The following is a 25,631-nucleotide window of genomic DNA, read 5'->3' as shown; positions in this document are numbered from 1 at the left end:
CACGGGCCGGGCCGCCATCGCCTAGAATTCGATCAGCACGGCGACACGACCGCCGCCGCGATTCGATGCCGCCCGCACCATCCGTGCATGCGGCACACGGAGACCGCCATGACCGAACTGTCGACAGCGACGGATCACGTCGATTACGAAGGCTTCGAGATCCATGTGGTGCCGGGCCTCGTCCCCGGCAGCGATGCGCGCTACACCTACACCGGCTATGTCTGCCATCCGGGCGTGAACCCCGCGCTGCCGGATCATGCCGTGCCGTTCCATGCGGACGGCGAAGAAAGCTTCGCGAGCGTCGAAGAAGCGGTGCATGAAGCCGTGCACATCGGCAAGACCATCATCGACGGCACGCATCCGGACCTGTCCGTTCTATCGCTCGTGACACACGGCTACTGAGCCGGTCGAGCACGCCGCTGCCGTTGCTTCCCGCACGCGCCGCGCGTGCGCAATCGTCGTGCCCGCATGGTCACGTGTCATGTCACATCACCTCGCGATACGGGCCGGCGGCCCCGCCGATCGCCATCATCCGCGAATCGGCACATCGCGCTTCGCGTGCTATGCGTTTCTCCCGATAACGCGCCGCGCCCAGGCGCCTATCATTTTTTTATAGTCACCCTCCGGCACTCCCCATGCCCTCTCTCCCCTGCCCGGGCGTCGACCGGCTGCGCGTTGCCGCGCTGGTCGCCGCCGTCATGCTTGCCGCCTGCACGATCACGCCGCCGCCGTCGCTGCGCTCGGTCCTGACGATTCCGTCGGTCATCCGCAGCGCGAATCGCGACCAGTACCGCGTGGAAGTCGCGCAGTGCGTCGCCGAGCACAATCCGTCCGCCGTGTCGCACGGGATGCCGCAGGCGATGCTGCGCTCGCTCGTCGTCGTCGCGTTCACCGTCGATCGCAGCGGCCACCTCGTCAACGCATCCGTCTATCGCAGCAACGGCGACAGCGAAGCGGAAGCGCTCGCGCTCGCGTCGCTGCGCCGCTCGGCGCCGCTGCCGCCACCGCCGTCGAAACTGCTGGACGGCAATGGCCGGGTCGAGATGATGGAAGGCTGGCTGTTCAACGACGACGGCCACTTCCAGTTGCAAAGCACCGCATCCACGCAGTCGCAATCGATCGACTGAGCCCGCGCCCGCCCGCGATTGCCGCTATGTCGCGGCGCTGGCTATAATTTTCCGCAATCGCGCGGCCACCCTCCCGCGCGCGTTCGCGCGCCGCACCCGGCATGCGAGCCGACCACGCCGGCACCGGGCGGCGGCGACCTATCCGTCTCCATCGTCGACCGGCGGGTGACGTCCGCGCCACGCCGCGCGTCCACGCCGCCGCCTCATCCGCTCGGCCGCTCCCGGCAGGCGTCCGCCTGCCCGAGCGCTCACCCAGCCGACCGCCCAACGACAAAACGGAGACATCCATGTCCGCATCTCCCCCGGCCGTTGCACACGCAACCGGTTCGGCCGGCGCCGTCAGCCACCGGCGCATCGTGTTCGCGAGCTTCATCGGCACCGCGATCGAGTTCTACGACTTCTACGTGTACGCGACCGCCGCGGCACTCGTCATCGGCCCCGTCTTCTTTCCGCACGGCTCCGCGACCGCACAGGCGCTGTCCGCATTCGTCACGTTCGGCATCGCGTTCATCGCGCGGCCGATCGGCTCGTTCCTGTTCGGTCACTTCGGCGACCGCATCGGCCGCAAATCGACGCTCGTCGCGTCGCTGCTCGTGATGGGTGTGTCCACCACCGCGATCGGCTTCGTGCCCGGCTACGACACGATCGGTGCGCTCGCACCGGTGCTGCTGTGCGTGCTGCGCTTCGGCCAGGGGATCGGCCTCGGCGGCGAATGGGGCGGTGCGGCGCTGCTCGCGACCGAGCACGCGCCGCAAGGCAAGCGCGGCTGGTTCGGGATGTTCCCGCAACTGGGCCCGTCAGTGGGCTTCCTGATGTCGAACGGGTTGTTCTTCGCGCTCGCGCTGTCGCTGTCCGACGAACAATTCCGCAGCTGGGGCTGGCGCATCCCGTTCCTCGTCAGCGCGGTGCTCGTCGCGCTCGGCCTGTACGTGCGGCTGAAGATCACCGAGACGCCGGCGTTCCAGGCCGCACTCGACCGCAACGAGCGCGTGCGCGTGCCGGTCGCGACGCTCGTCTCGCAACACTGGCAGCCGACGCTGCTCGGCGCGCTCGCGATGGTGGTCTGCTACACGCTGTTCTATATCTCGACGGTGTTCTCGCTGTCGTACGGCGTGTCGACGCTGCATATTCCACGCCAGAGCTTCCTCGGCCTGCTGTGCTTCGCGGTCGTGTTCATGGGGCTCGCGACGCCGCTGTCGGCGTGGGCCTCGGACCGCTTCGGCCGCAGGCCGGTGCTGGTCGTCGGCGCGATCGCCGCGCTGTTGTCCGGCTTCGCGATGGCGCCGCTGCTCGGCAGCGGCTCGATGCCGCTCGTCGCGCTGTTCCTGACCATCGAGCTGTTCCTGATGGGCGTGACGTTCGCGCCGATGGGCGCGCTGCTGCCCGAATTGTTCCCGACCAACGTCCGCTATACGGGCGCGGGCGTCGCATACAACCTCGGCGGAATCCTCGGCGCGTCGATCGCGCCGTACATCGCGCAGCTGCTCGCCGCGCGCGGCGGCCTGTCGTGGGTCGGCGGCTACGTGTCGGTCGCGGCGGCAATCAGCCTGATCGGCGTGCTGATGATGCGCGAAACCCGCGACGCATCGCTCGTCTGAGCCCTCGGGGCGCCCCGGGTCGTGCGGCGGGGGGTGCCGCCTATACTCGATCCGGGGGCGCCGTCACGCCCCCCCCGGATCCCTCCGCTGAAGGAGCCGCCGCCATGAACATCCACCTCGGCAACGCCGACCTCGTCCTGATCCTGGCGCTCGCGCTGGGTGGCGCCCTGCTGCTCGCGGCGCGCTTCCGGCCGAAAACCTGGCGCGGCCTCCTGTTCGAGGCGCTTCTCGCCAACCTGGCCGCCGTCGCCGCGGTGATGACGGTCGAAGCGCTGCTCGCCTGAACGCGCGGCCCGCTTCCCCCGGACCGGTTCATGCCAATAGCGGGCTTGCGCTGGCCCTAGGCCGTCAGCCGATCACGCAGCGCGCCATAGGCCGGCCCGACCGTATCGATCGCATCGAGTGCCTGCGCAACCGACGGCGGCGCACCCGGTTCGCCGATCGACAGCGCGTTCGGCGCGCCGCCGATGCCGCAATGGTGGCGCGACGTCGCGACGAAAATCATCACGGTCGGCCGCTGCAGTGCGTGCGCCATATGCACGAACCCGGTATCGACTCCCACCACGAGCGCAGCCCGGCCGATGGCCGCACCCAGTTCGCGCACCGACATCGCCGGCAGCACGATCGCGCCCGGCGCACGCGCGGCAATGTCCTGCGCATCGTCGTGTTCGGCTGCCGATCCCCACGGCACCAGCACGCGCACGCCGCGCGCCATCATCTGCGTAGCCAGCGCGGCCCAGTGGTCGGCCGGCCATTGCTTGTCCGGATTGGACGTCGCGTGAAACAGCAGCATGAACGGCGCGCCGTCGGTCACGGCGGGCGGCAGGTTCGCATCCTGCGGCGGGACGATCCCGTAAGCGGCGATGCCTTCGGGGACATAGCCCAGCGCCTCGCCGGCGCTCACGCGCATCCCGTGCCACGCGTCGCAGTCCGGCCGCGGGCCGAAGCGATGCGAGTAGGCGAAGCGGGCACCCGCCTCGCCGAGATCCTGCGTCTGATAGCCGACGCGGCGCGCGGCACGCGCGAGCGCCGAGATGATCGCGCTCTTGTAGACGCCGTGCAGGTCGATGACCGCATCGTAGCGGTGCGCGCGCAGCGCGCCGATCGACGCGGAGATCGCCTTCAGGTCGCCGCCGTTCCGGAGCTTCTTGAACCGCCGCAACGGCGCGCAGAGCACGTTGCTCACACCCGGATGCCAGCGCACGACCTCGGCGCACGATTCGTCGACGGCCCAATCGACCGTTACGCCCGGAAAGGCACGGTGGAGGTCCGCGACGACAGGCAGCGTCTGGACGACGTCGCCGAGCGACGTCACTTTCACGATGAGGATGCGTTTCACTTTTCTTATGAATGGGGAGGGGCCGGCCATTTGGTGATGCTAACGACGGTTGCCGCGTGGATACATTACGCCGACATTACATTTGCAACAAAATGCGACGCTTTTGTGAGGATTTGTCGGGCCCCGGCTGCATCAGGTTCTTTTTATAATGCGTGCTTTGCCCTCCCGGCTTCCGCCGATGCAACGCCCCGCCCTTCCTGCCCTGCTTTCCGGGTTGTTTCCCGCCCTCACCCGCCGCTCGCTGCGGATCTGGCGCCAGTACGGCGTGTTCTGGCTCGGCGCGATCGCCGTGGGCCTCGCGGCCGTGCTGTACGCGCGGCTGATCGACTGGGGCTACGACACGTTCCGCACGATGCGCGACCACGCCGCGTGGCTGCCGCTGCTGCTGACGCCGTCGATCGCCGCCGCGTCGGCATGGCTCACGCGCCGCTTCTTCCGCGGCGCCGAGGGCAGCGGGATCCCCCAGGTCATTGCAACGCTGCATGCGAGCCCGAGCGCATTCGGCGCGCGGCTGCTGACCCTGCGCATCCTGTTCGGCAAAGTCCTGATCTCGTTCATGGGCATTCTCGGCGGCTTCACGATCGGACGCGAAGGCCCGACCGTGCAGGTCGGCGCGGCGCTGATGTTCAACCTGCGGCGCTTCTACCCGCGCTCGAACGCGCAGATCGAACGGCAGCTCGTGCTCGCCGGCGCGGCGGCCGGCCTGTCGGCCGCGTTCAATACGCCGCTCGCCGGGATCGTGTTCGCGATCGAGGAACTGACCCGCAGCTTCTCCGCCCGCGCAAGCGGCGTGCTGATCACCGCGATCATCCTCGCCGGTGTCGTCGCGTTGGGCCTGAACGGCAACTACACGTACTTCGGCACGATCGACGCCGGCCAGCATTTCCCGAAGATGCTTGCGGTCGCCGTGCTCGTTACCGCGCTCGTGACCGGCGTCGCCGGCGGCCTCTTCAGCTGGCTGCTGCTCAATACCGGGCGCTGGCTGCCCGCGCGCCTGCTCGGCCTGTATCGCGAGCGCCCGATCGCATTCGCGGCGCTGTGCGGCTTCGTGATCGCCGTCGTCGGCCTCGTGTCGGGCGGGACGACGTTCGGCAGCGGCTATGCCGAGGCGCGCGGCCTGCTCGACGGCCATGAACGGCTGTCAGTGCTCTATCCGTTCCTGAAGATGGTGTCGATGGTCGCGTCGTACCTGCCGGGCATTCCTGGTGGGATCTTCGCGCCGTCGCTGTCGATCGGCGCCGGGTTCGGCAACCTGCTGCACATCGTGTTCGGCGACATGAGCCTGCCGATGCTGATCGCGCTCGCGATGGTCGGCTACCTCGCGGCGGTCACGCAGTCGCCGATCACGTCGTTCGTCATCGTGATGGAGATGATCAACGGTCACGCGCTCGTGATTTCGCTGATGGCAACCGCGCTGGTCTCGAGCCGGATGGCGCGCTTCTTCGCGCCGCCGCTCTACGAAACACTCGCGCAGCGCTATCTCGCGCCGCCCGCGGCCGCCGCTGAACCCGCCGCGGCACCGGCGGCTACGGCCGGCGTCGTCGAGCCGCAGGATGCGGCCGCCGCGCCCGCCGATCCGCTCGACACGCTGCGCGAACGGGACGGTGGCGAGCCGGAGGCCCCGGCGGCCGGCAACGCCGCCACGCACACGCCCGCGACGTCGCACGACGACGGACCGTCCGCTTCCGGCACGACCGTATCCGGCGCGACTGCTTCCGGCGCGAGCGGCCCGGCGCAGACGGGCCCGCGTGCCCCTCAGTAGATCACCACCGGCGCGGGCCGATAGTAGACGGGCCGCGCCGGCACGACGATACAGCCGGCGAGCGTGATCGCGACGAGCGCAATGGCAAGGGCGGTTCGTTTCATCGCGCGCCTCCGTCAGGCCCAATGGCCGCGCGTCCAGAACCAGTTCGGGCCGCGCTGATCCCAGTGGCCCGGCACCCAGTGCATGCCGATACGCTCGGTTTCCCAGCGGCCGCCGATCCAGACGTAGCGGCCATGATCCCAGCGCCAGTGACCGCGCTCCCACACATAGCCGACGCGTGCGTCGGGCGCGACCTCGTAGCGCACCGGCGGCGGCGCGTTCGGCGCGACGACGACGATTTCCTCGGCGGGCGCGGCCACCGGTTCGGCGACGACCATCCGGCCCGACTGCACCATCACCGGCGTACCGACGAGGATTTCATCCGCGCGTGCGGCGAGCGGCGCGGCGACGGCTGACAGGCCCGCGGCGAACAGCGCGAGCGAAACGATACGACGTTGAACGGTAGAGACAGCCATCACAACCTCCTGATTGACAAATGACGCGAGCGTATTCGTTCAATGCGGGAGGTCGGCCAACGGCCGACAGACGCCGTGTTACGGCGCGCCCGAAAGTGCAACAGGGCGTAAGACGCGCACGGCGGCAGGCGCCGCCGTGCGGAGGGAAAGGCAGCGGTCAGGCTTGCGGGATCTCGATCTTCACTTCGAGGACTTCGAGATCGTCCTGGCGCTCGAGGCTCACGCGGATATCATCGTTCGAAATATGGACGTACTTCGAGATGACCGCGACCAGCTCCTTCTGCAGCGCCGGCAGGTAATCGGCCGGCGGCCGGCCGCCGACCCGCTCGTGCGCGATGATGAGCTGCAGGCGCTCCTTCGCGACCGATGCGGACTTCTTCTTCTCGCCGAGGAGAAACGAAAGGATGGACATGGGCGGCCTCCGTTACTTGCTGCCGAAGAGGCGCTGCAGCAGGCCCGGCTTCTGATAATCGGTGAAGCGCAGCGGCTTGTCCTCGCCGAGGAAGCGAGCGACGACGTCCTTGTACGCTTCCGCAACGTCGGTGCCGTCGATGTGCACGGCCGGCAGGCCCTGGTTCGAGGCGTGCAGCACGGCTTCCGATTCCGGCACCACGCCGATCAGCTTGATGCGCAGGATCTCGCTGATGTCCTCGAGCGACAGCATTTCGCCTTCGCTCACGCGCTTCGGGCTGTAGCGCGTGATCAGCAGGTGTTCCTTGATCGGATCCTTGCCTTCGGCCGCGCGCTTCGTCTTCGACGACAGGATGCCGAGGATGCGGTCCGAGTCGCGCACCGACGACACTTCCGGGTTCGTGACGATCAGCGCTTCGTCCGCGAAGTACATCGCGTGCAGCGCGCCCGCCTCGATACCGGCCGGCGAGTCGCAGACGATGTAGTCGAAGTCCATCGCGACCAGGTCGTTCAGCACCTTCTCGACGCCGTCACGCGTGAGCGCATCCTTGTCGCGCGTCTGCGATGCCGGCAGGATGAACAGGTTCTCGCACTTCTTGTCCTTGATCAGCGCCTGGTTCAGGTTCGCTTCGCCCTGGATCACGTTGACGAGGTCATACACCACGCGACGCTCGCAGCCCATGATGAGATCGAGGTTGCGCAGGCCGACGTCGAAGTCGATCACGGCCGTCTTGTGGCCGCGCAGCGCGAGGCCGGACGCGAAGCTCGCGCTGGTCGTCGTCTTGCCCACGCCGCCCTTGCCCGAAGTCACCACGATGATTTTTGCCATTTACCCAATACCCTGTGTTCGTCAATGAGAGCCGATCGACCCGGAGCGTGCCGCGTGAATCACGTCAGGCGCAGCGGTTCGATCATCAGTTTTTCCTCTTCGAGCCGGATCTGCACCGATTTGCCCAGTATGTCGGCGGGCAACGGGTTCTCGGTCGTTCGATAGATACCCGCGATCGAAATCAGTTCCGGCTCCAGACACGTGCAGAAAATGCGCGCGTCGTGATTGCCGTGCACGCCCGCGAGTGCGCGGCCGCGCAACGGCGCGTAGATGTGGATGTTGCCTTCCGCGATGATCTCGGCGCCATGACTGACCGGCGCCAGCACCACGAGGTCTCCTTTCGCGTAAATCTGCTGCCCCGAACGCAACGGCCGGTCGATCACCAGCGTCTGGCCGCCCGCCTGAACCGGCGTCGGTGCAGGCTCCGGCGCCGGTTCGGCTGCGGCAGCAGCAGCCACGGCCGGCGCTGCCTCCGCTTCCTCGGCCGGCTTCGCGGCCGACACGCGGCGATCGCGCGCCTCGAGCAACGGCAGGCCGGCTTCCCCCGCCCAGCCCTGCGTGGCCAACGCGACGACGCCCACCGGGCGCATCCGCACGTCGTTCAGCATCTGGCGGATGTCGGCGAGCGCGACGCGTTCGCCGTCCGCGAGGCGGCGGACGTCGATCGCGACGACATCATCGGCGAAAAACTCGGGAGTCGCTTCGAAGCGCTTGACCAGTTCGGTACGCAACGCATCGAGATCGGTCGTCTTCACGGTGAACAGCAACGTATCGACCGATCCGCTGCGCAGCTCGAAGAATGGCGATTTTTTAAGCGACATGGACACTCTGCAAAAAATTTTTGCGTATTTTACAGGCGTCCACGCGTGCAGCCATTATTTTTGGGGAGCCGGGGGGCGACGGTCGCGGCGAGCGCGCAACCGGCAGGCGGGCAGTCGGGCGGGCGGCCGGGCCTTCATCACGCCGTACGGCCCGCGCATTCATGCGTCAGGGTGTGTTGAAGTGCGACACGAACAACGACTTCATTGCGCCGGGCATCCGCGCGATCGGCGCATGCTCGCCCGTGTTGCCGAAACCCGCGCGTTCGTAGAAACGGATCGCGTTGCGGTTCGCATCGGCGATCCATGCGTAGACGTCCCGCGCCCCGCGTTCGGCCAGCCACGCGGTAGCCGTTTCGAGCAACAGCACGCCGCCGCGCAGGTGGCGGACCGCGTGCGCGACCCACAGCTCGCTGACGAACGCGCGCCGCTCGGGCGTATTGTCGAAATACGCGCCGATCATGCCGGCCGGATGGCCTTCGGTGTACAGCAGGAAAGTCGTCGACTCGTCGGACGCGGCACGCAGCGCGGCGATGGCCGCCGCCGCGCCGGAATCGACGTTCAGCAATTCGGCCTCCGGCGCTTCGCCGGGCGCGTAGGGCTCACGCAGCGATGCGGCGCGGAGTTCGCGATACACGCCGCCCTGATCGGCAGCGATACGACGAACGGTCAAGGTCGAACTCATGCAGGCACAGCCCCCTTCGGACAGCAAGTTACTAGCTTCAACCGAAAGCGGGGCATGAGTCAAATCGTAATTTTCAAATGCCAGCGCGGATCGAAAGGCAGCACGCGTCGCGCACGCGCGGGTGTGCGGGTGCAGCATCGACGCGTCGACGGGCCGCGACGTATGGCAGTCCGAACGGCGAAGTCGGACGCGTCGCCCCGCTCGCCTTGTCATGCATGGCATTCATGCGGTCAAGGTCCGACGTTACCCCGCGGCGGCCGTAATGATCCGTAATATATGTATCTCAAAAAGCCGCGCCGCCACGCGATGTCGCGTCGCACTTATTGCATTGCAACATTCGTTGCGGACCGCACCGCCGGATACTCGCGCGCGTGGCCTCACGTATTCATCCGACGAGAATACCGGCCGCATGAGCGGACCGGGCCCGTTCCGGCCTGTTTCAATCACCCCGGCGCAGGCCCCTCCCGGCCCGCGTCCTGCTCGGCCCGCCGTTTGGAGTTGCCCGCCTAGCGGCGGGGTTTGGAAAGCGCGCACGACGGTCGTATAACTGGCACAACCGGACCACCGATCCGGAGCCGCGCGCCGTGCCGCGGACCCACGACGATTCGAACGACGACAAGCGCGTCACTCGGCCGCCGCACCCGCACAGCAGGAGCCGGCCCCGAAAAGGAGGGAGACAATGGCGATGACCGACGCATCGGCCTCGGGCTGGTCGGATGGCAAACGTTATCTGTGGCTGCTCGGCGCGGTGACGATCACGCTGCCGATCCTCTCGGCCCAGCTCGCGCTGTCGACGGGCCTCCACGTGTTCTGGTGGTTCGGCCCGCTGTTCGCGTTCGGCGTGATCCCGGTCCTGGACACCCTGATCGGCGACGATCGCGACAATCCGCCCGATGCCGTCGTCGCGCAGCTCGAGCGCGAGCGCTACTACCGTTGCATCGTCTATCTCGCGACGCTGGTCGAATACATCGCGTTCTTCATGTGCGTGCGGATCGTCGGCACGCATGCGCTCGCGTGGTACGACTACGTCGGCTTCGCACTGTCGCTCGGCGCCGCGACGGGCATCTCGATCAACACCGCGCACGAACTCGGGCACAAGACCAGCCGCTTCGAGCGCTGGCTCGCGAAAGTCACGCTCGCGCCGGTGGCGTACGGGCACTTCTTCGTCGAGCACAACCGCGGCCATCACGTGCGCGTCGCGACGGCCGAGGATCCGGCGAGCGCGCGCTACGGCGAATCGTTCTGGGCCTTCCTGCCGCGCACGGTGACGGGCAGCATCCGCTCGGCGTGGCGGCTCGAGAAGGCACGCCTCGAGCGGCTCGGGCACTCGCCGTGGACCTGGCGCAACGAGGTGCTGCACGCGTGGGCGATGACCGTCGTCGTGTGGGCCATCGCGATCGCGATGGCCGGCAAGATCGTGATCCCGTTCCTCGTGATCCAGGCCGTGTACGGCGCGTCGCTGCTCGAAGTCGTCAACTACGTCGAGCACTACGGGCTCGGCCGCCGCAAGCTGCCGAGCGGCCGCTACGAGCGCTGCACGCCGCAGCATTCGTGGAACAGCAATCACGTCGTCACCAACCTGTTCCTGTACCAGTTGCAGCGGCACGCCGACCATCACGCGAACCCGACGCGCTCGTACCAGGCGCTGCGACACTTCGACGACTCGCCGCAATTGCCGGCCGGCTACGCGACGATGATCCTGTTCGCCTATGTGCCGCCGCTCTGGTATCGCGTGATGAATCCGCGTGTCGTCGCGCACTATGGCGGCAACATGGCGCAATCGAACATCAAGCCATCGATCCGCGCTCGCGTGCTCGCGCAGTATTCGGCCGCGGCGTGACGCAGGACGGCGCGGTCGCGGTCGCGGTTGCGGTTGCGGTTGCGGTTGCGGTTGCGGTTGCGGTTGCGGTTGCGGTCGCGGTCGCGGTCGCGGTCGCGGTCGCGGTCGCGGTCGCGGTCGCGGTCGCGGTCGCGGTCGCGGTCGCGGTCGCGGTCGCGGTCGCGGTCGGCAATATCGTCACGCGGCCTGCGGCAGCTTGAACACGGCGACCGCGTGCCGCAGCGCGCTCGCCTGCTCGGCCAGCGCCTGCGTCGCCGCCGACGCCTGTTCGACCAGCGCCGCATTGCGCTGCGTCGCTTCATCCATCTGCGTGACCGCGACGTTCACCTGCTGGATGCCGCCGCTTTGCTCCTGTGAAGCGGACGAGATCTCGCCGACGATCGACGTGACCCGCTGCACCGCGCCGACGATCTCGTGGATCGATTCGCCCGCGCGTGCGATCAGCACAGCGCCCTCGTCGACCCGCCGCGTCGATTGCTCGATCAGCGCCTTGATCTCCTTCGCGGCGGCCGCGCTGCGCTGCGCGAGCGTGCGCACCTCCGACGCGACGACCGCGAAGCCGCGCCCCTGCTCGCCCGCGCGCGCCGCCTCGACGGCCGCGTTCAGCGCGAGGATGTTGGTCTGGAATGCGATGCCGTCGATGACCGCGATGATCTCGCCGACCTTCGCCGCGCTGGCGGCAATCCCGCTCATCGTGCCGACCGCATCCGTCATCACGCCGCCGCCCGCGGACGCGATGTCCGATGCGTCGCGTGCGAGCTGCGCCGCGTGCAGCGCGTGCTCGGCCGACTGGCGCACGATGCCCGTCAGTTCGGTCATGCTGGCCGCGGTTTCCTCGAGCGACGCAGCCTGCTCCTCGGTGCGCGACGACAGGTCGTGATTGCCCGCCGCGATCTGCGCGCTCGCGGTCGCGACGGCTTCGGCATGCGTACGCACCTCGAGCACGACACCCGACAGGCTCGCCTGCATCGTCTGCAATGCGCGCAGCAGATCGGCGATCTCGTCGCGGCCGGCCGCATCGACGTCGCGCGTCAGGTCGCCGCCGGCCACCGCCTGTGCACAGGCCACGGCGCGATCGAGCGGCCGCAGGATCGCGCGGCTGAACAGGAATGCACCGATCATCGCGATGCCGAGCACGATCAGCATCAGCACGACGCTCGCCGCGGTCGCGTGACGCGCATCGCGGCTCGCTTGCGCCGACACGGCAGCACTCTCGTCGGCGATCGCCTTCGCCGCGCGCTCGAGCAGCGCGGCGGGCGCCCGGTCGACGCCCGCCACGGCCGCGTCCCCGGCCGTCGGCTCGAAGTCCGCGGCCTTGAACGCGTCGAACCCGCGCCGGTAGCCGTCGCCCATCGCCGCATGCGCGCGCATGAACTGCTCGACGAGCGTCCGGCTCTCGCCGGGCGGCAGCTCGCCGACGAGCTGCGCGGCGAGCGTGTCTACCGTGCGCTCGCGCGTCTGGAATGCCTGCCAGTACTTGTCGAGCTTGTCGGGCTGCTTGCCGCGCAGCAGCGTGTCCTTCCATTCCTGCACCTGCAGCTTGAACTGCACGAGCGTGGCCGATACGAGCCGCTCGTCGGCAACGTGCGTCTGCACGTCGTTCGCGAACGTGTCGATCGAGCGATTGAGAATACGGATGCCGTACAGCGCGCCGCAGAACATCAGCAGCAGCGCAACGGCGAATGCGAGGGGAATCTTGTAGCTCAGCTTCATGGGACCTTGGATCGTCGGAAAACGGCGAGCGCGCAAAAAGCGCGAGCCGCCGACCGCTGTTAACGGCGCGCGAGGTCAAGGCTGAAGCGGGCAAGCGGCGACGGGAACCGTGCCGGTCGAGCACGAAGCCGGTGGCGATCCGGCGGCGGCGGGAACCGAGGCTGCAACGCCCAAGCGAGTGCCAGCCAATCGGTACGCGCGCGCGTACCGCACATCGCATCCACGCTTGCGTGCCGTGGCGACACAAACGAAAAACCCCGTGATCCTTCCGGATCACGGGGCTTCGCATTTTGGCGGAGAGGGTGGGATTCGAACCCACGGTACGGGGAAACCGTACGCCTGATTTCGAGTCAGGTACATTCGACCACTCTGCCACCTCTCCTTCCTTGCTGCTTCATTTCCCGGTTGGTCGTGTCCGGGAAAGAAAAGATTATAGAACGATCTCTTCGAATCTCACAAGCCCTTTTTGCAAATTTTTTGCGGGGCCGTTAGAAACCGATCGCTCGACAATCTCACGACGCCCGTGTCGGCGCGTCGATCCGCTCCATGCCGCCCATGTACGGACGCAGCGCCTCGGGCACCGTGACCGAACCGTCGGCATTCTGATAGTTCTCCAGCACCGCGACGAGCGTGCGGCCGACCGCGAGACCGGAGCCGTTCAGCGTATGCACGAGTTCCGGCTTGCCCTGCGCGTTGCGGAAACGCGCCTGCATCCGGCGCGCCTGGAACGCCTCGGTGTTCGAGCAGCTCGAGATCTCGCGATAGGTGTTCTGCGCGGGCAGCCACACTTCGAGGTCGAACGTCTTCGCGGCCGAGAAGCCCATGTCGCCCGTGCACAGCGTGATCACGCGGTACGGCAGGCCGAGCTTCTGCAGGATCGCCTCCGCGTGGCCGACCATCTCGTCGAGTGCCGCATACGACGCGTCCGGCGCGACGACCTGCACCATCTCGACCTTGTCGAACTGGTGCTGGCGGATCATCCCGCGCGTGTCGCGGCCATACGAACCGGCTTCGGAGCGGAAGCACGGCGAATGCGCGGTCAGCTTGATCGGCAGCGCGGAGCCTTCGACGATCGACTCGCGCACGGTGTTCGTCAGCGAAATCTCGGACGTGGAGATCAGGTACTGCGTGATCGTGTTTTCGGCGCCGCCCTTCTCGACGCGGAACATGTCGTCCGCGAACTTCGGCAGCTGGCCCGTGCCGTACAGGATCTCGGGATTCACGATGTACGGCGTGTACGTCTCGCTGTAGCCGTGCTGCAGCGTGTGCGTGTCGATCATGAACTGCGCGAGCGCGCGGTGCAGGCGTGCGATCGAGCCGCGCAGCATCGTGAAGCGTGCGCCGGCGAGCTTCGCGCCGGTTTCGAAATCGAGGCCGAGCGGCGTGCCGACGTCGACGTGATCCTTCACCTCGAAGTCGAACTGGCGCGGCGTGCCCCAGCGGCGCACTTCGACGTTGTCGGCCTCGTCCTGGCCGACCGGCACGCTTTCGTGCGCGATGTTCGGCATGCCCAGCATCAGGTCGGACAGGCGCGTCTGGATCTCGCCGAGCTTGGCCTCCGACGCCTTCATTTCGTCGCCGATCCCGCCGACTTCGGCCATGACGGCCGACGTGTCCTCGCCCTTCCCCTTCATCGCGCCGATCTGCTTCGACAGGCTGTTGCGGCGCGCCTGAAGCTCTTCGGTACGGGTCTGGATCGCACGGCGTTCCGCTTCGAGGGCGGAGAACGCGGCGACGTCGAGGGTGTAGCCGCGATCGGCGAGGCGCTTCGCGACGCCGTCGAGGTCTTTGCGCAGCAACTGGATGTCGAGCATGGGAGGACTTGGAAAATCGTTGTGTAAGACGGGAATTCTAACGCACCGCGGGGCCGTCACGGCACCGGCCGGATGGACAGTGCCGCAAACGCGCGACGGGCATGGCAGTATCGCGTTGCCGGCCTGCGCGCCGGCAGCCGGCCAAGCGCGTTGCGCGACGCCGCGGCGCAGCGCGCGACAGCCGCCCCGGCCGGGCGCAACGCGGCGGGCAACACGCCCGTCTTCGCATCACCATCACCCGAGGGAACCCGATGGCCATCGAACTGGACAAGGATGTCCGCGACCGCGCGATCGCGTCGCTGCAACGCTATTTCACAGAAAACATGGACGAGCCGATCGGCAACATCCAGGCCGGTGCGCTGCTGCACTTCTTCGTCGAGGAAATCGCGCCGGCGATCTACAACCTCGCGATCGCCGATGCGCAGGCGCGCCTGCACGCACGGGTCGCCGAGCTCGACATCGACTGCCACGAGGAGCCGTTCGAGTACTGGAAGAAGCAGCCGGGCCGCCGGCGCTGACACACGCGATGCAACGCCGGCCGTCGGGCCGCGCGCGGCCGGTCAGTCCTTCTTGCCGGCCTCGCGGTCGAGTTCGCGCAGCCACGCGAGCTTGTCGGCGATCTTCGATTCGAGCCCGCGCGGCACCGGCTTGTACCAGCGCGGCTCGCGCATCCCTTCCGGCAGATACGATTCGCCGGCCGCGTACGCGTTCGGCTCGTCGTGTGCGTAGCGATACGCGTGGCCGTAGCCGAGTTCCTTCATCAGCTTGGTCGGCGCATTGCGCAGATGCACGGGCACCTCGCGCGACTTGTCCTGCTTCACGAACGCCATCGCCTGGTTGAACGCGTTGTAGCCCGCATTGCTCTTCGCCGCGCACGCGAGATAGATCACCGCCTGCCCGAGCGCAAGCTCGCCTTCGGGCGAGCCGAGCCGCTCGTAGGTCTCGGCCGCGTCGTTCGCCACCTGCAGCGCGCGCGGATCGGCGAGGCCGATGTCTTCCCACGCCATCCGCACGATGCGCCGCGCGAGATATTTCGGATCCGCGCCGCCGTCGATCATCCGGCAGAACCAGTACAGCGCGCCGTCCGGGCTCGACCCGCGCACCGACTTGTGCAGCGCCGAGATCTGGTCGTAGAAGTTGTCGCCGCCCTTGTCGAAGCGCCGTGCGTTCAGCGTCATCGCGCTGCTGACAAACTCGGCATCGATGGTCGTGACCTTGGCGGACGCTGCGGCCGTCTGCGCCTGCTCGAGCAGGTTCAGGAAGCGCCGCGCGTCGCCGTCTGCATAACCGATGAGCGTATCGATCGCCTTGTCGTCGAACGCGAGCCCGTCGAGCGCGATTTCCTGCGCGCGCTTGAGCAGCTGACGCATCTCGTCGTCGTTCAGCGACTGCAGCACGTACACCTGCGCCCGCGACAGCAGCGCCGAGTTGACTTCGAAGCTCGGGTTCTCGGTCGTCGCGCCGATGAAGGTCACGAGCCCCGACTCGACGAACGGCAGCAGCGCATCCTGCTGCCCCTTGTTGAAGCGGTGGATTTCGTCGACGAACAGGATCGTGTGGCGGCCGGTGCGATTCAGCGTGTCCTTCGCCTGCTCCATCGACTCGCGGATGTCCTTCACGCCGCCGAGCACCGCGGACAGCGCGATGAATTCGCAGTCGAATGCGAGCGCGGTGAGGCGCGCGAGCGTCGTCTTGCCGACGCCGGGCGGCCCCCACAGGATCATCGAATGCGGCTTGCCGGATTCGAACGCGAGCCGCAGCGGCTTGCCTTCGCCCAGCAGATGCGTCTGGCCGATCACCTCGGCGAGCGTCTTCGGCCGCAGCGCCTCGGCGAGCGGCCGGCGCGGCTCGACTTGAAACAGGTCGGACATGAACCCTCGCTCCAGATCAAACGATGGCGGCCGAACGGGCCGCCGGACCCGACATTATGACAGCCGCGCGACTGCACCGCCGCGCCCGGTGCCTGCGCCCGGTGCCTGCGCCCGGTGTCTGCGCCTGGTGCCCGCGCCCGGTGCCCGCGCCCCGAAACAACACGGGCCTGCCGTCGCCGGCAGGCCCTTGTCGGGAAAACGGCGTGGTACCGGTCAGCCGTTGATCACGTCCGCGCCCTTCGGCACGACGAACTTGAACGTATCGCTCTTCAGCGGCGGGTTCGTCTGGATGTTCGTGAAAGTGAGCAGCGTGACGTTGCCGAACACGTCGTGCAATTCCATCGCGGCGAGCGTGCCGTTGCGGAAGCCGATGCCGATCCGCTGGAATTGCGTGTCCTGCGCCTTCGGCAGCATCTCGAGCCACTCGATGCCGCCCTTCTCGCCGGCATCGCGCAGCGTGTAGTTCTTGTCGAGATCGTTGCTGCCGAACAGGATCGCGGCCGGGCTCGCGCCCAGCGCGCCGTTCAGCTTGCGTTCGGTGACCTGGTTCAGGTCGCGGTCGAACACGTAGAGCTTGTCGCCATCGGCCTGCAGCACCTGCTGGTACGGCTTCTGGTACGTCCAGATGAACTTGCCCGGACGCGAGAACACGAACGTGCCGCTCGAATTGTCGTTCGGCTTCGGCGCGGCCTGCACGGCGCTCGCGCCCTTGGCCGGCGCCTTGACGATCTGCTGCGTGAAATCGCCTTTCGCCGAGCGCACCTGCGACACGAAGGCCTTCAGCTGCTCGGTGCCGCCCGCGAACGCGTGCGTCGCCGCGAGCATCAGCGATGCGCCGGCGAACGCCGCGCCGAGCCAGCGCCGCGTCGAACGAAGGGAAGGGACGAACGAAAGTTGCTGCATGATGCGGTTTTCTCCCTGGGTGGCCGGCGCTGCGGGCGCCGCGGACTCATTCCGCGTCGCGCGCCGGCACAAGAATTTCGCGGTTGCCGCTCGACGACATCGCCGACACGAGCCCCGACTGTTCCATCTGTTCGAGCAGCCGCGCCGCGCGGTTGTAGCCGATCCGCAGATGGCGCTGCACGAGCGAGATCGACGCGCGGCGGTTCTTGATGACGATCTCGACCGCCTGGTCGTACAGCGGATCAGACTCGCCGCCGCCTTCACCAGTTCCGGCGCCGGCCGAGCCCTCGTCGCCGTCGGCCGTGCCGCCTTCGAGCAGCCCTTCGACATAGTTCGGCTCGCCCTGCTCCTTGAGCTTCTCGACGACGCGATGCACTTCGTCGTCGGCGACGAATGCGCCGTGCACGCGCACCGGCAGCCCGGTGCCGGGCGCCAGGTACAGCATGTCGCCCATCCCGAGCAGCGACTCGGCGCCCATCTGGTCGAGAATCGTGCGCGAGTCGATCTTCGACGACACCTGGAACGCGATCCGCGTCGGCACGTTCGCCTTGATCAGGCCGGTAATCACGTCGACGGACGGACGCTGCGTCGCGAGGATCAGGTGGATGCCGGCCGCGCGCGCCTTCTGCGCGATCCGCGCGATCAGCTCCTCGACCTTCTTGCCGACGACCATCATCAGGTCGGCCAGCTCGTCGATCACGACGACGATGTTCGGCAGGCGGCCGAGCGGTTCAGGATCGTCCGGCGTCAGGCTGAACGGGTTCGGAATCTTTTCCTCGCGCTTCGCCGCGTCGTCGATCTTGTTGTTGTAGCCCGCGAGGTTGCGCACGCCGAGCTTGCTCATCAGCTTGTAGCGGCGCTCCATCTCCGCGACCGTCCAGTTCAGCGCATGGCCGGCCTGGCGCATGTCGGTGACGACCGGGCACAGCAGGTGCGGAATGCTTTCGTAGACGCTCATTTCGAGCATCTTCGGATCGATCAGGATCAGGCGCACCTGTTCGGCGGTGGCCTTGTACAGCAGCGACAGGATCATCGCGTTGATCCCGACCGACTTGCCCGAGCCGGTCGTGCCGGCGACCAGCAGATGCGGCATCTTCGCGAGGTCCGCGCATACCGGCTTGCCGCCGATGTCCTTGCCGAGGCTCAGCGTCAGCGCCGACGACGCGGCCGCATAGACTTCCGAGCCGATGATCTCGGACAGGTGGACCGTCTGGCGGCGCTGGTTCGGCAACTCGAGCGCCATGTAGTTCTTGCCGGGGATCGTCTCGACCACGCGGATCGACACGAGCGAAAGCGAACGCGCGAGATCCTTCGCGAGGTTGACGATCTGGCTGCCCTTCACGCCGGTGGCCGGCTCGATCTCGTAGCGCGTGACGACCGGGCCCGGATACGCGGCGACGACGCTCGCCTCGACGCCGAAGTCCTTCAGCTTCTTCTCGATCAGGCGCGACGTGAATTCGAGCGTATCGGCGGAAATCGCTTCCTGCGTCTTCGGCGCGGGATCGAGCAGCGACACCGGCGGCAGCGTCGAATCGCCCGGCAGGTCGGTGAAGAGCGGCACCTGGCGCTCGCGCTCGACGCGCTCGGACTTCGCCGGCGTGACGACCGGCGGCACGATCGTCACGGGTTCGTGATCCTCGATGCGCACGCGCTCCTCTTCGACCTTGCCTTCGCGGCGCACGGCCGCGGCCTCGCCGAGCTTGCGGTCGCGCTCGGCCTCGCGGCGCAGCTTCGCGACGTTGACGGCGGACAGGATCGCGCCGCCGACGCGCTCGGAGACGGACAGCCACGAGAAGCGGAAATACAGCGACAGGCCGATCGCGAGCAGGATCAGCAGCAGCAGCGTGCCGCCGGTGAAGCCGAACGCGTGCGACATCGCGCCCGCCACGGCCTCGCCGATCACGCCGCCCGGTGCGCGCGGCAGCTGCACCTTCAGCGACCACATGCGCAGCGCCTCGATGCCGTCGCACGCGAGCACGACGAGCACGAACGCCAGGATCTCGGTGAGCCAGCCGATCGGCCGCTCGGGTTCGTCGGCGACCGCCTCGTGACGCGTGATGCGCCGGTAGTTGACCGCGATGCGCCGCCCGAGCGGCACGATCAGCCAGTAGGCCGACAGGCCGAACAGCAGCAGGATGATGTCGGCCGTCCACGCGCCGACGCGGCCGGCCCAGTTCGAGATGTGGTCCACCTGCGCGGCGTGCGTCCAGCTCGGATCGCGCCGGCTGTAGCTCAACAGGGCCATCACCAGAAAAGCGCAGAGCGCGACCTGGAGAATCCAGCGGATCTCCGTGAGGAGCTTCGACATCCGGTGCGGCAACGCCTGTGCCTGGGCGGAATAAGGAGCTTTTGCCATGAATCCGTATAAAGAGGACGGGCCGCGCGCCCGCCTGTCGTTCGATCGCGCTTATTGTAAACGCTGCACCGGGGCGCCAAGTGTAAATGACGGTTACATAAGAGGGTCGGGGCGGCCGAAGCCGATACCCGCACACGCGATCCGGCCGCCGGTCGGCCCGTGACGCCCGGCTGCGGCAATGCGCCGCCACGGGCCGCAGCCGCCGCACCCGCCCGCCCAACCCGCCCCGCCGATGCGGGCGATCCGCCGAGGAACGCTATCGCCACGATTGAAACTCTCGTTCGGCAGCGCAGCAACGGGGCCTTTATAATGCGCGTCTGATACCCATCTACGACGGCATCCCGGTCAACCCAGACCGTCCGGCGAGCCTTACCCCGCCCGCCGCGGCCGCCCTTTACGGATTCGCACATGTCCACGCCCAAACACGCCAAAGTCCTGATTCTCGGTTCCGGCCCCGCCGGCTACACGGCTGCCGTCTACGCGGCTCGCGCCAACCTGTCCCCGGTGCTGGTCACCGGCATCGCGCAGGGCGGCCAGCTGATGACCACGACCGACGTCGAAAACTGGCCGGCGGACGCGAAGGGTGTGCAAGGCCCGGAACTGATGGCGCGCTTCCTCGAGCACGCCGAGCGTTTCAACACCGAAATCGTCTTCGACCACATCCACACCGCGAAACTGCACGAAAAGCCGATCCGGCTGATCGGCGATTCGGGTGAATACACGTGCGACTCGCTGATCATCGCGACCGGCGCGTCCGCGCAGTATCTCGGCCTGCCGTCCGAAGAATTGTTCATGGGCAAGGGCGTGTCGGCCTGCGCGACCTGCGACGGCTTCTTCTATCGCAACCAGGAAGTCGCGGTGATCGGCGGCGGCAACACGGCGGTCGAGGAAGCGCTCTACCTGACGGGCATCGCGAAGAAGGTCACGGTGATCCACCGCCGCGACAAGTTCCGCGCCGAGCCGATCCTGATCGACCGCCTGCTGGAGAAGGAAAAGGAAGGCGTCGTCGACATCAAGTGGGATCACGTGCTCGACGAAGTGACGGGCGAGGATTCGGGCGTCACGGGCCTGCGCATCAAGAACGTGAAGACCGGCGAGAAGCAGGACCTCACCGTGCAGGGCGTGTTCGTCGCGATCGGCCACAAGCCGAATACCGACCTGTTCCAGGGCCAGCTCGAGATGAAGGACGGCTACATCCTGACGAAGAGCGGCCTGCACGGCAACGCGACGTCGACCAGCGTGCCGGGCGTGTTCGCCGCCGGCGACGTGCAGGACAACGTGTACCGCCAGGCGATCACGAGCGCCGGCACGGGCTGCATGGCCGCGCTCGACGCGCAGCGCTACCTCGAAAGCCTGCACGACAAGAAGTAAGCGCAAGCCTTCGCGCGCCGGGCGCTACAATGGCGTCCGCTGCCGCGAAGCGGGCTTGACCGGAAAGCCGCTGCCGTCGCGCAGCGGCTTTTTTTGTGCCCGCGCGCCCGAACGCGCCTGCCCGGTTACCGAATCATGGCGAAGAACCAGCCCCATCCGAGCGATCCCGCAAAGCGGAAGATCGCCGCCCGTCCCGCGAACCCCGCGCCGGCCGCCCCGCCGCCCGCGCCCGATCCGGCCGCATTGCGCGGCCAGGGCCTCGCGGGCCTCGGCGCGTTGCGCAAGTCGCTGCAAGGCGAAGCCGATCGCCGCGACCGCGAGCGCGTCGAAACCGCGAAGGCCGAACGCAAGGCGGAAGCCGACGCGAACCTGTTCCGCAACGAAATCGGCGCGATCCAGCCGCTGAACGCGCCGCCGCGCGCGAAATCCGGCCGCACGCCGCCCGACCCGGTGCCGAAGCAGACGCAGCGCGACGAGGAAGCCGTGCTGAATGCGACGCTGTCCGACGAATTCGATCCCGAGACGCTGCTCGACAGCGACGACTCGCTGTACTACCACCGCCCCGGCATCAGCCGCGACATCGTGCGCAAGCTGAGGAGCGGCGCATGGATCGTACAGGCGCAGATCGACCTGCACGGGATGCGGCGCGACGAGGCGCGCGATGCGCTCGCCGAATTCATCCGTGAAGCCGGCAAGAAGGGGCTGCGCTGCCTGCGCGTGATCCACGGCAAGGGGCTCGGCTCGATCGGCAAGGAACCCGTGCTGAAAGGCAAGGTGCGCGCGTGGCTCGTGCAGAAGGAAGAAGTGATCGCGTTCTGCGAGGCGCGCAGCCACGACGGCGGCGCGGGCGCGGTGCTCGTGCTGCTGCAGCCGCTCGCGGCGCCCGCCGATCGGGGGCCGCGTGCCGCATCCTAGGCTGACGCTCGCGATCGCGATACTGGAGGCGATCGCGACGCTGGCGTTCGCGATCTCGGGCTTCATCGAGGCGCGCAAGAACCGTCTCGACTCGGTCGGCACGTTCGTCGTCGCGCTCGCCACCGCGTTCGGCGGCGGCACGCTGCGCGACATCCTGCTCGAACGCCGGCCGTTCTACTGGGTCGTGCACGACGACTACGTGATCGCGATCTTCGTGCTCGCGCTGTTCGCGCCGTTCGTGTTGCGGATGCTGTCGCGGCTGTCGGCCGAGCGGCTGCTGCTGGTGGCCGACGCAATCGGGCTCGGCATCTTCAGCATCTCGGGCACCGCGATCGCGCTCGATGCCGAGATGCCGCGCTTCATCGCGGTGATGATGGGCGTGATCACGGGCGTGGTCGGCGGGATCATCCGCGACGTGCTGTGCAACGACATCCCGCTGATCCTGCGTGATTCGCGGCCGTACGCGACCTGCGCGTTCGTCGGCTGCTGGTTCTACCTGCTGCTCGCGTGGCTGCAGTTCGACTCGGTGTACAGCGTGCTGCTCGCGACCGGCTTCATCCTCGTCGCGCGGCTCGCGACCTTCAAGTTCGACGTGCGGTTGCCGCACTGACGCCGCCGTGCCGCGCATCGCACGCGCGGCGCGTCAGAACGAAACGGGGCCGTTCAAGACGGCCCCTTCTCTTTCATTCAGCGCACACGGCGCCTCACGCGATCCGCTCTTCCGACGCCGGATCGAACAGCACCGCCTTCGACACGTCGAACAGCAGCGACTGCGTCTGCCCCGGCTGCGGGTTCGCGGCCGGATGCACGCGGCTCACGATCCGCTTGCCGTTGACCTGCGCGAACACGTGCGTGTCCGGCCCGGTCGGCTCGGTCACGTCGACGCGCACGTCGATCGGTTGCAGCTTCGACGCCTCGCCGTGGTGCGCATTGCGCGCGTCGGTGATGCGCTCCGGACGCAGGCCGAGGATCACCTCGCGGCCCACGTGGCCGTTCATCCGCTTCGCGTCGAACGGCAGGCTCAGCGCGCTGCGCGCGAGGCCCGTGTCGATCTCAAGCGCGATCCCGCTGCCCTGCTCGACCAGGCGGCCGTTGATGAAGTTCATCGGCGGCGCGCCGATGAAGCCCGCGACGAACAGGTTCGACGGCGAATCGTAGATCTCCTGCGGCGCGCCGAACTGCTGGACCACGCCGTCCTTCATCACCGCGATCCGGTCGCCGAGCGTCATCGCCTCGATCTGGTCGTGCGTCACGTAGACGATCGTCGTGCCGAGGCGCTGGTGCAGCAGCTTGATTTCCGCGCGCATCTCGATGCGCAGCTTCGCGTCGAGGTTCGACAGCGGCTCGTCGAACAGGAACAGCGACGGATCGCGCGCCAGTGCGCGGCCCATCGCGACGCGCTGGCGCTGGCCGCCCGACAGCTGGCCCGGCTTGCGGTCGAGCAGATGCTGGATCTGCAGCATCGCCGACACGCGCTCGACGATCTGCTGCTGCTCGCTCTTCGGCACCTTGCGGATGTTCAGGCCGAACGAGATGTTCTCGCGCACCGTCATCGACGGGTACAGCGCGTACGACTGGAACACCATCGCGATGTCGCGATCCTTCGGCGACAGGTCGTTGACGACCTTGCCGTCGATGCAGATCTCGCCGCTCGTCACGGTCTCGAGACCGGCGATCATGTTGAGCAGCGTCGACTTCCCGCAGCCCGAGCCGCCGACCAGGATCAGGAACTGTCCGTCCTCGATCTCGATGTCGACACCCTTCAGGACCGGCACCCCGTTCGGGTAGGTCTTGTACACGTCACGGATGGAAAGGCTTGCCATGCTGTGAATCCTCTGTCTCGTCTCGCGCGGCGCTACGGCGCCGCGTCGGGTTCGTTTCGATGCGCCGCGCGTCGTGCGCGGCCGGTTCGTCGTATCGGATGAAGCCGCGCTTACCCCTTCACCGCGCCCGCCGTCAGCCCGCGCACGAAGTAGCGGCCGGCGACCACGTAGACGAGCAGCGTCGGCAGCGCGGCGATGATCGCGCCGGCCATGTCGACGTTGTATTCCTTCACGCCCGTCGACGTGTTGACGAGGTTGTTCAGCGCAACCGTGATCGGCATCGAGTCGACGCCGGAGAACACGATCCCGAACAGGAAGTCGTTCCAGATCTGCGTGAATTGCCAGATCAGGCACACCATGAAGATCGGCAGCGACACCGGCAGCAGGATCTTCGTGAAGATCGTGAAGAAACCCGCGCCGTCGATGCGTGCGGCCTTCACGAGCTCGGCCGGCACGCTCACGTAGAAGTTGCGGAAGAACATCGTCGTGAACGCGATGCCGTACACGACGTGCACGAACACCAGGCCCGGAATCGTGTTGGCGAGGCCGAGCATCCCCTGCAGGCGCGCCATCGGCAGCAGGATCACCTGGAACGGGATGAAGCAGCCGACCAGCATCATCGTGAACAGCGCATCCGCGCCGCGAAAGCGCCAGTGCGTGAGCACGTAGCCGTTGAACGCGCCGATCAGCGACGAGATCAGCACGGCCGGAATCACCATCTGCAGCGAGTTCAGGAAGAACGGCTTCATGCCGTCGCAGCGCACGCCGGTACACGCGCCGCTCCACGCCTTCACCCACGGATCGAAGGTCCAGTGCGTCGGCGGCGTCAACAGGTTGCCGGTACGCAGCTGGTCGAGGTCCTTGAAGGAGGTCGACAGCATCACGTAGATCGGGAACAGGAAATACAGCGCGAACAGGATCAGCGCCGCATAGATCACTGCCCGGCTGATCGTCACTTTAGGCTGCATTGCGGGTGCTCCTCGATTCCATATACATCAGCGGCACCAGCACCGCGACGACGGTCGCGAGCATCATCACCGACGACGCCGCGCCGAGCCCGAGCTGGCCGCGGTTGAACGAAAACGTGTACATGAACATGGCCGGCAGCGACGACGACGTGCCGGGGCCGCCCGCCGTCAGCGCGACGACCAGGTCGAAGGTCTTGATCGTGATGTGGCAGAGGATCAGCAGCACGGAGAAGAACACCGGGCGCATGCTCGGGATCACGATCTTGCGGTAGATGGTCGGCAGCGTCGCGCCGTCGACCTGCGCGGCCTTGAAGATCTCCGCGTCGACACCGCGCAGCCCGGCGAGGAACAGCGCCATCACGAAGCCGGTCGACTGCCACACGGCGGCGATCACGATACAGAAGATCGCCTTGTCCGGATCGTCGAGCCAGCCGAACGAGAAGCTCGTCCAGCCCCAGTCGTGCATCACCTTCTCCAGGCCGAGGCCCGGGTTCAGGATCCACTGCCATGCCGTGCCCGTGACGATGAACGACAGCGCCATCGGATACAGGAAGATCGCGCGCAGCGCGCCTTCGTTGCGGATCCGCTGGTCGAGCAGGATCGCGAGGAACAGCCCGAGCGCGACGCAGATCGCGATGAACGGAATCCCGAACCAGCCGAGGTTCGCGGCGGAGGTCCACCACACGTCGTTCTGGAACAGGTCCGTGTAACGGCCGAAGCCGTCGAATTCGTAGTTCGGCAACAGCCGCGAATTGGTCAGCGACAGATAGCCGGTAATCAGGATGAAGCCGTAGATGAACACCACGGCGATCGCGAGGCTCGGCGCGAGCACGAGCTTCGGAATCCAGCGATCGGCGAAGGCCGACATCGGCGACGTGCGCCGTGCGGCGGGAGCGCCGGATCCGTTTCCGCTAAGAGGGGCAGCCACTTGATTCGACTCCTGGAACGAGGGTGACGCAGGCCGGGCCGG

General features: G+C 67.4%; 25 protein-coding genes and 1 tRNA gene. 11 read left to right on the top strand and 15 right to left on the bottom strand.

Translation table 11 applies throughout. The features are described from left to right. The first annotated feature begins 108 nt into the window (after positions 1 to 108). The 4 genes from U4Y91_RS29760 (at position 109) to U4Y91_RS29745 (ending at position 3,009) form a co-directional block, all read left to right on the top strand. A complete protein-coding gene (locus tag U4Y91_RS29760; RefSeq protein ID WP_321808057.1) occupies positions 109 to 402 on the top strand; it encodes a hypothetical protein in 294 nt (97 codons plus the stop codon). 233 nt (positions 403 to 635) lie between these two features. Further along, complete coding sequence (locus U4Y91_RS29755; protein WP_321808056.1) at positions 636 to 1,127, top strand: energy transducer TonB; 492 nt, start codon at positions 636 to 638, stop codon at positions 1,125 to 1,127. A 287-nt stretch (positions 1,128 to 1,414) separates the two neighbouring features. Next, positions 1,415 to 2,725, top strand: coding sequence for an MFS transporter (locus U4Y91_RS29750; protein ID WP_321808055.1), 1,311 nt, complete (start codon positions 1,415 to 1,417; stop codon positions 2,723 to 2,725). Between the two features lie 104 nt (positions 2,726 to 2,829). Further along, a complete protein-coding gene (locus U4Y91_RS29745) occupies positions 2,830 to 3,009 on the top strand; it encodes a hypothetical protein (protein ID WP_321808054.1) in 180 nt (59 codons plus the stop codon). A gap of 56 nt (positions 3,010 to 3,065) precedes the next feature. Here U4Y91_RS29745 and waaC read toward each other — a convergent pair whose 3' ends face one another. Further along, positions 3,066 to 4,064, bottom strand: a complete 999-nt coding sequence (waaC, locus tag U4Y91_RS29740; RefSeq protein ID WP_321808053.1) for a lipopolysaccharide heptosyltransferase I — start codon at positions 4,062 to 4,064, stop codon at positions 3,066 to 3,068. A 178-nt stretch (positions 4,065 to 4,242) separates the two neighbouring features. Between waaC and U4Y91_RS29735 the strand changes: the two genes are divergently transcribed. Beyond that, positions 4,243 to 5,826, top strand: coding sequence for a chloride channel protein (locus U4Y91_RS29735; RefSeq protein WP_321808052.1), 1,584 nt, complete (start codon positions 4,243 to 4,245; stop codon positions 5,824 to 5,826). Positions 5,827 to 5,942: 116 nt separating this feature from the next. On the opposite strand, the gene U4Y91_RS29730 is transcribed toward U4Y91_RS29735, so the two are convergent. The 5 genes from U4Y91_RS29730 to U4Y91_RS29710 all read right to left on the bottom strand — a co-directional run bounded on the left by U4Y91_RS29730 (position 5,943) and on the right by U4Y91_RS29710 (position 9,225). Then, positions 5,943 to 6,344: a YXWGXW repeat-containing protein gene (locus U4Y91_RS29730; RefSeq protein WP_321808051.1), complete on the bottom strand. Its 402-nt coding sequence runs from the start codon at positions 6,342 to 6,344 to the stop codon at positions 5,943 to 5,945. Positions 6,345 to 6,501: 157 nt separating this feature from the next. Continuing rightward, positions 6,502 to 6,756 carry a cell division topological specificity factor MinE gene (minE, locus tag U4Y91_RS29725; protein ID WP_006486661.1) on the bottom strand — a complete coding sequence of 85 codons (255 nt, stop codon included), beginning with the start codon at positions 6,754 to 6,756 and terminating at the stop codon, positions 6,502 to 6,504. 12 nt (positions 6,757 to 6,768) lie between these two features. Continuing rightward, positions 6,769 to 7,584: a septum site-determining protein MinD gene (gene minD, locus U4Y91_RS29720; RefSeq protein ID WP_321808050.1), complete on the bottom strand. Its 816-nt coding sequence runs from the start codon at positions 7,582 to 7,584 to the stop codon at positions 6,769 to 6,771. A gap of 59 nt (positions 7,585 to 7,643) precedes the next feature. Beyond that, the gene (gene minC / locus U4Y91_RS29715; RefSeq protein ID WP_321808049.1) at positions 7,644 to 8,405 is read right to left on the bottom strand and encodes a septum site-determining protein MinC; all 762 of its coding nucleotides are present in this window, start codon (positions 8,403 to 8,405) and stop codon (positions 7,644 to 7,646) included. Positions 8,406 to 8,571: 166 nt separating this feature from the next. Continuing rightward, positions 8,572 to 9,225: a GNAT family N-acetyltransferase gene (locus U4Y91_RS29710; protein ID WP_321808048.1), complete on the bottom strand. Its 654-nt coding sequence runs from the start codon at positions 9,223 to 9,225 to the stop codon at positions 8,572 to 8,574. Positions 9,226 to 9,766: 541 nt separating this feature from the next. Between U4Y91_RS29710 and U4Y91_RS29705 the strand changes: the two genes are divergently transcribed. Together U4Y91_RS29705 and U4Y91_RS29700 are read left to right on the top strand one after the other, a co-directional pair. Beyond that, a complete protein-coding gene (locus U4Y91_RS29705) occupies positions 9,767 to 10,927 on the top strand; it encodes an alkane 1-monooxygenase (protein ID WP_321808047.1) in 1,161 nt (386 codons plus the stop codon). Further along, positions 10,924 to 11,127: a hypothetical protein gene (locus U4Y91_RS29700; RefSeq protein ID WP_321808046.1), complete on the top strand. Its 204-nt coding sequence runs from the start codon at positions 10,924 to 10,926 to the stop codon at positions 11,125 to 11,127. Before U4Y91_RS29705 ends, U4Y91_RS29700 begins: the two co-directional genes overlap by 4 nt. On the opposite strand, the gene U4Y91_RS29695 is transcribed toward U4Y91_RS29700, so the two are convergent. From U4Y91_RS29695 to serS, 3 genes are all read right to left on the bottom strand, one after another. Further along, complete coding sequence (locus U4Y91_RS29695; RefSeq protein WP_321808045.1) at positions 11,105 to 12,640, bottom strand: methyl-accepting chemotaxis protein; 1,536 nt, start codon at positions 12,638 to 12,640, stop codon at positions 11,105 to 11,107. The two genes, U4Y91_RS29700 and U4Y91_RS29695, sit on opposite strands and share 23 nt — an antisense overlap. Before the next feature lie 291 nt (positions 12,641 to 12,931). Then, positions 12,932 to 13,022 (bottom strand) — tRNA-Ser (locus tag U4Y91_RS29690). Between the two features lie 130 nt (positions 13,023 to 13,152). Further along, entirely contained in the window at positions 13,153 to 14,454 is a 1,302-nt protein-coding gene (gene serS, locus U4Y91_RS29685) for a serine--tRNA ligase (protein WP_321808044.1), read from the bottom strand. A 251-nt stretch (positions 14,455 to 14,705) separates the two neighbouring features. Here serS and U4Y91_RS29680 point away from each other — a divergent pair, with 251 nt between their 5' ends. After that, complete coding sequence (locus U4Y91_RS29680) at positions 14,706 to 14,972, top strand: DUF2164 domain-containing protein (protein ID WP_124521649.1); 267 nt, start codon at positions 14,706 to 14,708, stop codon at positions 14,970 to 14,972. 42 nt (positions 14,973 to 15,014) lie between these two features. Here the strand turns inward: U4Y91_RS29680 and U4Y91_RS29675 are convergent, their stop codons facing one another. The 3 genes from U4Y91_RS29675 to U4Y91_RS29665 form a co-directional block, all read right to left on the bottom strand. Next, positions 15,015 to 16,325: a replication-associated recombination protein A gene (locus U4Y91_RS29675; protein ID WP_044849211.1), complete on the bottom strand. Its 1,311-nt coding sequence runs from the start codon at positions 16,323 to 16,325 to the stop codon at positions 15,015 to 15,017. Positions 16,326 to 16,538: 213 nt separating this feature from the next. Continuing rightward, complete coding sequence (gene lolA, locus U4Y91_RS29670; RefSeq protein WP_321808043.1) at positions 16,539 to 17,228, bottom strand: outer membrane lipoprotein chaperone LolA; 690 nt, start codon at positions 17,226 to 17,228, stop codon at positions 16,539 to 16,541. Positions 17,229 to 17,274: 46 nt separating this feature from the next. Beyond that, entirely contained in the window at positions 17,275 to 19,584 is a 2,310-nt protein-coding gene (locus tag U4Y91_RS29665) for a DNA translocase FtsK (protein WP_321808042.1), read from the bottom strand. A 408-nt stretch (positions 19,585 to 19,992) separates the two neighbouring features. Here U4Y91_RS29665 and trxB point away from each other — a divergent pair, with 408 nt between their 5' ends. The 3 genes from trxB to U4Y91_RS29650 all read left to right on the top strand — a co-directional run bounded on the left by trxB (position 19,993) and on the right by U4Y91_RS29650 (position 22,480). Next, positions 19,993 to 20,955, top strand: a complete 963-nt coding sequence (gene trxB, locus U4Y91_RS29660; protein ID WP_321808041.1) for a thioredoxin-disulfide reductase — start codon at positions 19,993 to 19,995, stop codon at positions 20,953 to 20,955. Between the two features lie 135 nt (positions 20,956 to 21,090). Next, positions 21,091 to 21,870, top strand: a complete 780-nt coding sequence (locus U4Y91_RS29655) for a Smr/MutS family protein (RefSeq protein WP_321808040.1) — start codon at positions 21,091 to 21,093, stop codon at positions 21,868 to 21,870. Then, positions 21,857 to 22,480 carry a trimeric intracellular cation channel family protein gene (locus U4Y91_RS29650; RefSeq protein ID WP_124496824.1) on the top strand — a complete coding sequence of 208 codons (624 nt, stop codon included), beginning with the start codon at positions 21,857 to 21,859 and terminating at the stop codon, positions 22,478 to 22,480. The genes U4Y91_RS29655 and U4Y91_RS29650 overlap by 14 nt, the downstream gene beginning before the upstream one ends. Before the next feature lie 94 nt (positions 22,481 to 22,574). On the opposite strand, the gene U4Y91_RS29645 is transcribed toward U4Y91_RS29650, so the two are convergent. The 3 genes from U4Y91_RS29645 to U4Y91_RS29635 form a co-directional block, all read right to left on the bottom strand. Then, positions 22,575 to 23,693: a sn-glycerol-3-phosphate ABC transporter ATP-binding protein UgpC gene (locus tag U4Y91_RS29645; protein WP_321808039.1), complete on the bottom strand. Its 1,119-nt coding sequence runs from the start codon at positions 23,691 to 23,693 to the stop codon at positions 22,575 to 22,577. A 110-nt stretch (positions 23,694 to 23,803) separates the two neighbouring features. Then, positions 23,804 to 24,661 carry a carbohydrate ABC transporter permease gene (locus U4Y91_RS29640; RefSeq protein ID WP_044846210.1) on the bottom strand — a complete coding sequence of 286 codons (858 nt, stop codon included), beginning with the start codon at positions 24,659 to 24,661 and terminating at the stop codon, positions 23,804 to 23,806. Continuing rightward, positions 24,651 to 25,589 (bottom strand): sugar ABC transporter permease, encoded by a 939-nt coding sequence (locus U4Y91_RS29635; RefSeq protein ID WP_321808038.1) that lies wholly within the window; start codon positions 25,587 to 25,589, stop codon positions 24,651 to 24,653. Before U4Y91_RS29635 ends, U4Y91_RS29640 begins: the two co-directional genes overlap by 11 nt. Between the last annotated feature and the right edge of the window lie 42 nt (positions 25,590 to 25,631).

The sequence above is a fragment of the Burkholderia sp. BCC1993 genome (genome assembly GCF_905339865.1).
Taxonomy (GTDB): domain Bacteria; phylum Pseudomonadota; class Gammaproteobacteria; order Burkholderiales; family Burkholderiaceae; genus Burkholderia.
Note: the sequence above shows the minus strand (reverse complement) of the source record. Positions and strands in the feature narration are given on the sequence as shown.